Origin of the sequence: uncultured Rhodococcus sp., from assembly GCF_963525155.1 — a bacterium.
Classification (GTDB): domain Bacteria; phylum Actinomycetota; class Actinomycetes; order Mycobacteriales; family Mycobacteriaceae; genus Rhodococcus_F; species Rhodococcus_F qingshengii.
In genome coordinates, this window is sequence record NZ_CAURKP010000050.1 from 24,269 (window position 1) to 31,095 (window position 6,827).

Annotated in this window: 8 protein-coding genes; 2 read left to right on the forward strand and 6 right to left on the reverse strand. The window is 63.4% G+C overall.

Annotated elements, in window-relative coordinates:
• Nucleotides 1–2 precede the first annotated feature (2 nt).
• The 6 genes from RWT78_RS12965 to RWT78_RS12990 form a co-directional block, all read right to left on the reverse strand.
• On the reverse strand, nt 3–989 hold the full coding sequence (locus RWT78_RS12965; protein ID WP_042452745.1) for a protocatechuate dioxygenase: 987 nt from the start codon (nt 987–989) through the stop codon (nt 3–5).
• 66 nt (nt 990–1,055) lie between these two features.
• A complete protein-coding gene (locus RWT78_RS12970; RefSeq protein WP_314676030.1) occupies nt 1,056–1,982 on the reverse strand; it encodes a hotdog fold thioesterase in 927 nt (308 codons plus the stop codon).
• Nucleotides 1,983–2,026: 44 nt separating this feature from the next.
• The gene (locus tag RWT78_RS12975; protein ID WP_003940511.1) at nt 2,027–2,809 is read right to left on the reverse strand and encodes a pirin-like bicupin family protein; all 783 of its coding nucleotides are present in this window, start codon (nt 2,807–2,809) and stop codon (nt 2,027–2,029) included.
• A gap of 115 nt (nt 2,810–2,924) precedes the next feature.
• On the reverse strand, nt 2,925–3,671 hold the full coding sequence (locus RWT78_RS12980; RefSeq protein ID WP_003939960.1) for a pirin family protein: 747 nt from the start codon (nt 3,669–3,671) through the stop codon (nt 2,925–2,927).
• 1 nt (nt 3,672) lies between these two features.
• A complete protein-coding gene (locus RWT78_RS12985; RefSeq protein ID WP_007731415.1) occupies nt 3,673–4,638 on the reverse strand; it encodes a pirin family protein in 966 nt (321 codons plus the stop codon).
• A 114-nt stretch (nt 4,639–4,752) separates the two neighbouring features.
• A complete protein-coding gene (locus RWT78_RS12990) occupies nt 4,753–5,475 on the reverse strand; it encodes a helix-turn-helix domain-containing protein (RefSeq protein ID WP_314676034.1) in 723 nt (240 codons plus the stop codon).
• Between the two features lie 138 nt (nt 5,476–5,613).
• Here RWT78_RS12990 and RWT78_RS12995 point away from each other — a divergent pair, with 138 nt between their 5' ends.
• A complete protein-coding gene (locus RWT78_RS12995) occupies nt 5,614–6,063 on the forward strand; it encodes a nuclear transport factor 2 family protein (protein ID WP_314676035.1) in 450 nt (149 codons plus the stop codon).
• A 49-nt stretch (nt 6,064–6,112) separates the two neighbouring features.
• A partial coding sequence (locus RWT78_RS13000; protein ID WP_314676036.1) for an SDR family oxidoreductase occupies nt 6,113–6,827 on the forward strand: 715 nt, incomplete at its 3' end.

Genomic DNA, 6,827 nt, shown 5'->3' on the forward strand with positions numbered 1-6,827 from the left:
CCTCAGGCGTCGATACCCAGGTTGATGACGGCGAGGTAGGACCCGTCCGACTGCTTTTCGACGGTCATGAGGCCGGTGTCGTCGTAGATGCCGTCACTGGCGTTGTTCGTGTTGTTCTCACGACCGGTGTGCTCGCTGTACGGGGACTGCGAGTACACCTCGTCGAGAAGGGTCTCGTCGAAGAAGGTCTGCGACGTGAGGACCGTCTTCTTGTCGATGTGAACCTTGACGTGGATGTGGGTGGTGCGGCCCATGTACCAGCCGGGGAAGATCGTGGTGAACTGTGCGATGCCGTTTGCATCGGTGGTCTGCGCCCCGCGCAGATAGGTACCGTCGTCGGTGGTGGTGGCTTCGGTGTCGCCGACGCTGTACGAACCGTCGGAGGTCTCACCGGACCCTCCCATGCCGCCGCCCATTCCGCCGGGGGCGCCTGACGGTGGTTCGCCCATTCCGCCTCCGGGTGCACCTGACGGAGGTTCACCCATCCCGCCGGCCGGGGGAGTTCCGCCGCCACCGCCGCCGCCGTTGGCGCTCAGCGAACCGGATTCGAAGCCGGAGTACACGCCGCCGGCGTCGCAGTGCCAGATCTCGACGACGGCGTTACTGACCGCGCCGATGCTGCCGTCGACGTTGCACTGGCTGTTGTCCTGCACGCGCATCGCAACCTGCAGCGTGGTGCCCGGACGGTCCTCGCGGATGTCGCCGCGAATGGAGTCGACGTCGAACCAGTAGGGACCCTGCGTCTCTTCCTTGCTCATGACACACTGCGGTGCTTTGGCCAGAAGTGCGGTGACAGCGTCACCGGACGTGGCCGCGGCGGAGGTGCCGGAAGTGGTTGTCGTCGACGCAGCCGCAGCCGAAGTCGTCGTGGCGGTGCCACTGTTGCCGGAGCACGCTGCGATGAGCCCGCCGAGACTGATGGTTCCGCCGAGGGCGAGAGCCCGCCGACGGCTCACGCGCAGCCTGCTCGCTTCGATGTCTTTGTTCACGCCGCTGTACCTCCATTGTGTGGGCTGTTGTCTCAATGGTGGACGGGCGACCTGGTGCGGAACTGGTTATCCGCTGTGAACTTGCTGGGAGAGCATCTGAATGCTCGAAGTGGCCCGCACATAGACCTGTCCGCCGGCGTCGACGATGCGAGTTTCGATCAGCGCGAGCCTGCGCCCGGCACGAATCACGGAGGCCTCGGCGCGCAAGACCGGCCCGCCGATGTCGGGTGAGCGCAGGAAGTCGATCTTGTGGTCGAGGACGCGATAGTCCTGGTCGACGCGGGTCAGGGTCTGGGCAGACAGGCCAGTGATGGCGTCGACTGCCGAGATGAGGACACCGCCCTGAACGGCGCCCAACGGGTTGACCATCCAGGCCACGGGTGCGAACTCACCGACGACGGAACCCGGGGTCACGTCGACGACAGCAAGATCGAGGAGACCGGCGAGTGGACCGCGTTCGAGTTTGCCGTCGCGGATTCCTTCGACGACGTCGGACCCGGACAACCCGCTCAGGTTGCTTGTCTTCTCCGGCGTCGGGACGGGCAGCGGCTCGCCCTCCACGTAGTCGTCGATTCCCACGACGGGGGGACGCGAGACCACCATGGCGCGACCGGCCATCACTGCCAGAAGGGTGCCGTTCTCGTCGCGAAGTTGCCCGGATGCGAGTCCGACGCCGTCGTCGAGATGCACGAGTGTTCCGGTGGCACCGACGTCCGCGACGTCGGGGATGTCGGCGCCCGCACTGACCGTGACCTGCGCGAGCACGGACTGATGGCCCGAGGTCAGTCCCGAGTACACCGCGCCACCCATGGCACCGTCGATCATGACGCCGATGGAACCGAGCACGGTCTTGCCACGGTGATCGTGGAATCGCTCGCCGACGGCCTGCGCGAAGGCCAGGTCCCCGGGCTCGACCGAAACGGCGCGCACACCCATCAATGTGTTGAGTGGGTCAAGCTTCTTGACGGGCGCGGCGGAGTTGTCGATGCTCATCCGTCGAGTATCTCCAGCGCGCCGAGTCCTGCCGAGACCGGGTCTCAACCACCGATACGTGAATGCATCTCCCAGACGAGGACTTCGGCCCCGGCGTCGGAGGTCAGCTGCTGGCCACCCGAATCGCTCAACCGGACAGCATCGCCCTCGTACAGTGTGCCGACGCCCTCCATCTCGGCAGTGCCCTGCGCGACGAAGACGTGCAGGAACCGTGCGCCCGGAAGATTCACTGAGGTGCCCGGCAGAATGCGTGCGACATGCATGGCGGCGTTCTTGTTGTTGATGCGAATCGCCGAATGATCCTTGTAGCGCTCCATCCCGGAGGCAACCGGGATCAGACCGCCGCGCAGCAGTTCGTCGTCGATCTCGAGCTGTTCGTAACCGGGGGTCAGTCCACCTTCGTCCGGTACCACCCACATCTGGATGAAATGCACGGGGTCGGAATGCTGTTCGCCGCCGATACGCCACGAATCGTTCTTCTCACTGTGCATGATTCCGGTACCGGCGCTCATGCGCTGGGCGAGTCCCGGATAGATGACGCCGGTGTGGCCGATGGAATCCTGGTGCACGAGCGAACCGCGAAGCACCCAGGTCACGATTTCCATGTCCTTGTGCGGATGGGTGTCGAAACCGGTTCCCGCCAGTACGGTGTCGTCGTTGTTGACGAGCAGCAATCCGTGATGAGTGTTGTCCGGATCGTAGTGCTGTCCGAACGAGAACGAATGTTTCGAATCCAGCCAGGAGACGCGGGATTTCAAGCGATCGCCGGAGCGGTGCACATCGATGTGCGGTGTCGTCCGTGGGGCCTGTGCTCGACCAGATGCCATGGCTCCTCCTTCTGTACCACCGGGATCCACCACAATCGGGATCCGCCACTACCGGCATCCACCCTACGACGAACCTGCTGTGTAGTCCGAACATTGGGCGTACTCGGTGGTGTCGTCAGTTCGTCGACGCGTGCATCTCCCACACGAGTATCTCCGCATCGCCGATTCCCTCGACTCGTTGACCGCCAGTATCCTTGAGTCGCAACGAATCTCCCGGACCGAGCAATCCGACTCCCTCGACGTCGACAGTGCCACCGGCGATGAAGCCGTGCACGTACGGCGCATCCGGGAGAGATACCGACCCACCGGTCTCGAGGCGAGCAACATGCAGTGCCGCATGTTTGTTGTGCAAGCTGATCGCGCTGTGATCGCGATGCGCGGGCATCCCCGACGCCAGGGTGATCAGGCCACCGCCGTCGAGTTCGGAGTTGATGTCGAGTTCCTGATAGCTCGGAGTCACTCCGGATTCGTCCGGGGGTATCCACATCTGGACGAGGTGAACGGGCTCGGTGACACGTGAGCCGTCGGCCCGGAAGCGATCGTTGCGCTCGGAGTGCAGGATTCCGGTACCGGCGCTCATTCTCTGCGCGAGTCCGCGATGGATGACCCCGGAGTGCCCAGCGGAATCCTGGTGAACCAGAGATCCGCTGAGCACCCACGTCACGATCTCGGTGTCGCGGTGCTGATGAGTGTCGAAACCGTAGTCGGCTTCGATGATGTCGTCGTTGTTCACCAACAGAAGTCCGTGCGCGTACGCGGCGTGATCGAAGTTTCCGGCGAAGGGGAAACTGTGACGCGCCGTGAGCCAGCCGTAGTTGAGATGCGCACGTTCGTCAGCTCGCTGGACGACTACCGACGACATGTCAGCTCAGCGTCTCGTGTGCCGCCGGGATGGATCCCAGGCGTCCGGCCTGGAAGTCCTCGAAGGCCTGCATGACCTCGGACTTGGTGTTCATGACGAACGGCCCGGCCATCGCGATGGGCTCACGAATCGGTTTGCCGCCGAGGATGAATACCTCGAGAGATTCGGTCCGTGAATCCTGGCGATCGGAGGCGGCGACGGTGATGGAGTCACCGCGTCCGAAGACAGCTGTCTGTCCGACACGAATGGGCCGACGCTCGGCCCCGACCGTGCCTTCGCCGGCGAGCACGTAGACGATCGCGTTGAACTCGGGGTTCCACGGAAGCGTCAGGCTCGCACCCGGGGCCACAGTCGTGTGGGAGAGCGCGATCGGTGTGTACGTCGAACCAGGTCCGGCGTGGCCGGCGATGTCTCCGGCGATGACGCGTACCAAGGCTCCGCCGTCCGGCGAGGAAAGCAGGGCCACCTTGTTACCGGTGATGTCCTGGTACCGCGGAGATGCCATCTTGTTGTCGCGAGGCAGGTTGACCCACAGTTGGACGCCGTGGAAAAGGCCGCCGCTGAGGACGAGGTGCTCCGGCGGAGTTTCGATGTGGAGGATGCCGCCACCCGCGGTCATCCACTGGGTGTCGCCGCCGCCGATAATGCCACCGCCACCGTTGGAGTCCTGGTGCTCCATGATGCCGTCGATCATGTAGGTCACGGTTTCGAAGCCGCGGTGCGGGTGCCACGGTGTGCCCTTGGGTTCTCCGGGTGCGTAGTTGACCTCGCCCATCTGGTCCATGTGGATGAAGGGATCGAGGGCGGAGAGGTCGATGCCGGCGAAGGCGCGGTGCACGGGAAAGCCTTCACCTTCGTATCCGACCGGTGCGGTGGTGATGCTCTTGACGGGGCGGTCGACTGCTGACTCTGCCGGCTCGTCGAGACGGGGCAGGGCCAAGATGTTCTCGACTGTCACAGCAGGCATGTCGTACTCCTTGTATCCGTGAAGCTGATGTCAGGTAGTTGATTGTTCAACTATCTCATTCGGAGTCAACAAAGTCGAGCCCCGGGTATTCCCGGGGCTCGACTGGTGTTCGGATCAGCGCAACATGCTGCCGAGGGTTCTTGCCGCTGCCATGACCTCGGCGCCCAGCGCTGCTTGGTCCTCGGAGTCGAAGACGGAAATTCCGAGGCTGGAGATGGCGTCGCGGCGTCGGCCGGGGATCACCGCCGAGATTCCCAGGACGGACGGGATGACCTCGCCGACGGTCACTGCGTAGCCGCGTGCGCGTGCCGCCGTCACTTCCTCTCGTTCCCCGCTCGTCGGCGGGAGTGAGGCAAGGATGGAAAGCCCGGCGGAGCCGCGGTCGATCGGATCGACCTGCCCTGGATGAAACGCGACGTGAACCTTGGCGCTGCGCGGTTCGACCACCATCAGCGCGCGCACTTCGGTATCGCTCTCGCGGACCACCAGGTGCGCTGTCGCCTCGGTGGCCTCGGCAAGTTCTTGAAGTATCGGGCGAGCGAGAGTGCGCAAATCCTGTTCCACCGGTTCGGCGAGGGTGACCAGGCCGGCGCCGAGAGTGACGCGCTTGAAGGAGTCCTTGCGGCACAGGTGATGAGCCTCGAGCGTGCGGATCAACCGATGTGCGACGGTTCGGTGGACTCCCACACCGTCGGCGATGTCGGTGACCGACAAGCCGTGCGGATAGGACGTCAGGAGTTCCAGGATCTCGAGTCCGTGGTGCAGCGTTTTCGACATGCTGGAGTCCACTTGAACTGCACTTTTGCGCGGCCGGTGTTCCTCGCTCAGCTCTGACATCAAATCCCTTTCTTGACGTTTGTGAGGTATGCCACCTACGCTTTGAACATATCGCACAGTGTGTGCGATTATCGCACACTTTACGGAGCTGCACAACCTTCGGGTGGATGCAGCGCAGCGTGTTCGGAGAGAACCTTCATGAGCAACTACAGCGTCGTGGCAACGGGGGACGTTGCCGCAATTCACCAGCTGTACGGCCACCAGAGTCATTGCATAGACTCTGGGCGCCAGCAGGATTGGGCGCAGACATTCACCGATGGCGGTGAGTTTCATTCCCCCAGTTATCCGGAACCCGTGGTCGGTTTCGACGCCCTTGCGGCTTTTGCTGCTCGCTTCTTCGCTGCGGCGGAAGCTGCCGACGAGGTGCATCGCCACGTTCTGACCAATCTCGTCGTCGAGGCGGTGGACGAGAGTGCTCTCACAGTGCACGGATACCTGCAGATCGTTGCCACCGCTCGCGGCGGAGACTCGCGACTGGTGCGGATGACAACTGTCACAGATCACGTGGTTCGGGTCGGTGAGGAGTGGAAGATCGCCCGCCGCACCGTCTCCCGTGACGACGCGCCCCGAGCGTCCGAACACGCGTGAAGTACCGAAATGTTTCTTGCACAACAATATTCAGTAGGAGAAGTTCATCATGACCGAAAGCTCTGACCAGACGAACCCGGGCCGCACCGTAGTGACGCAGATGTCGGCGGTATACCCGGAGTTGGCAGGCAAGGTCGCAGTGGTGACCGGTGCGGCCCAGGGAATGGGTGCGACGTTCGCCGAAGGACTGGCAACACGTGGCGTACATGTCGTCGGCGCCGACATCAACGAAGAGCAGATGCTCGCCACGGCCACGCGAATCAACACGGACCTGGAGTCGAATGCACTGGCGGACAAGCCGGGTCGCGTCGTCGGAGCTCGGGTCGACGTCACCAAGCCCGACGAGCATGAATTGCTTGCGCAGTTGGCGTTGAAGGAGTTCGGCCGGGTCGATTTCTGGATCAACAATGCGGGTATCTTCCCGTTTGCGCTGGCCGAGGAGATCACCCCGGAGCAGATCGGCGCAACGCTGAGTGTCAATGTCGAAGGAGTGCTCTACGGTGCTCAGGCGGCGGCACGTCACCTCGGTCCCGGCGGCGCCATCGTCAACATGTCTTCGGTGTCTGCGCTGCGTGTGCGGAAGGGGAGAGGCGCATACTGCACGTCGAAAGCTGCCGTTGCGCACCTCACGGAGTCTCTCGCAGTGGAGTTCGGCGACAAGGGTATTCGGGTCAACTCCATTGCACCCGGCTACATCGACACGGCGATGACGAAGTGGGTCCAGGAAGATCCGATCGCGCTCGCGAACGCACTCGACGCGGTAC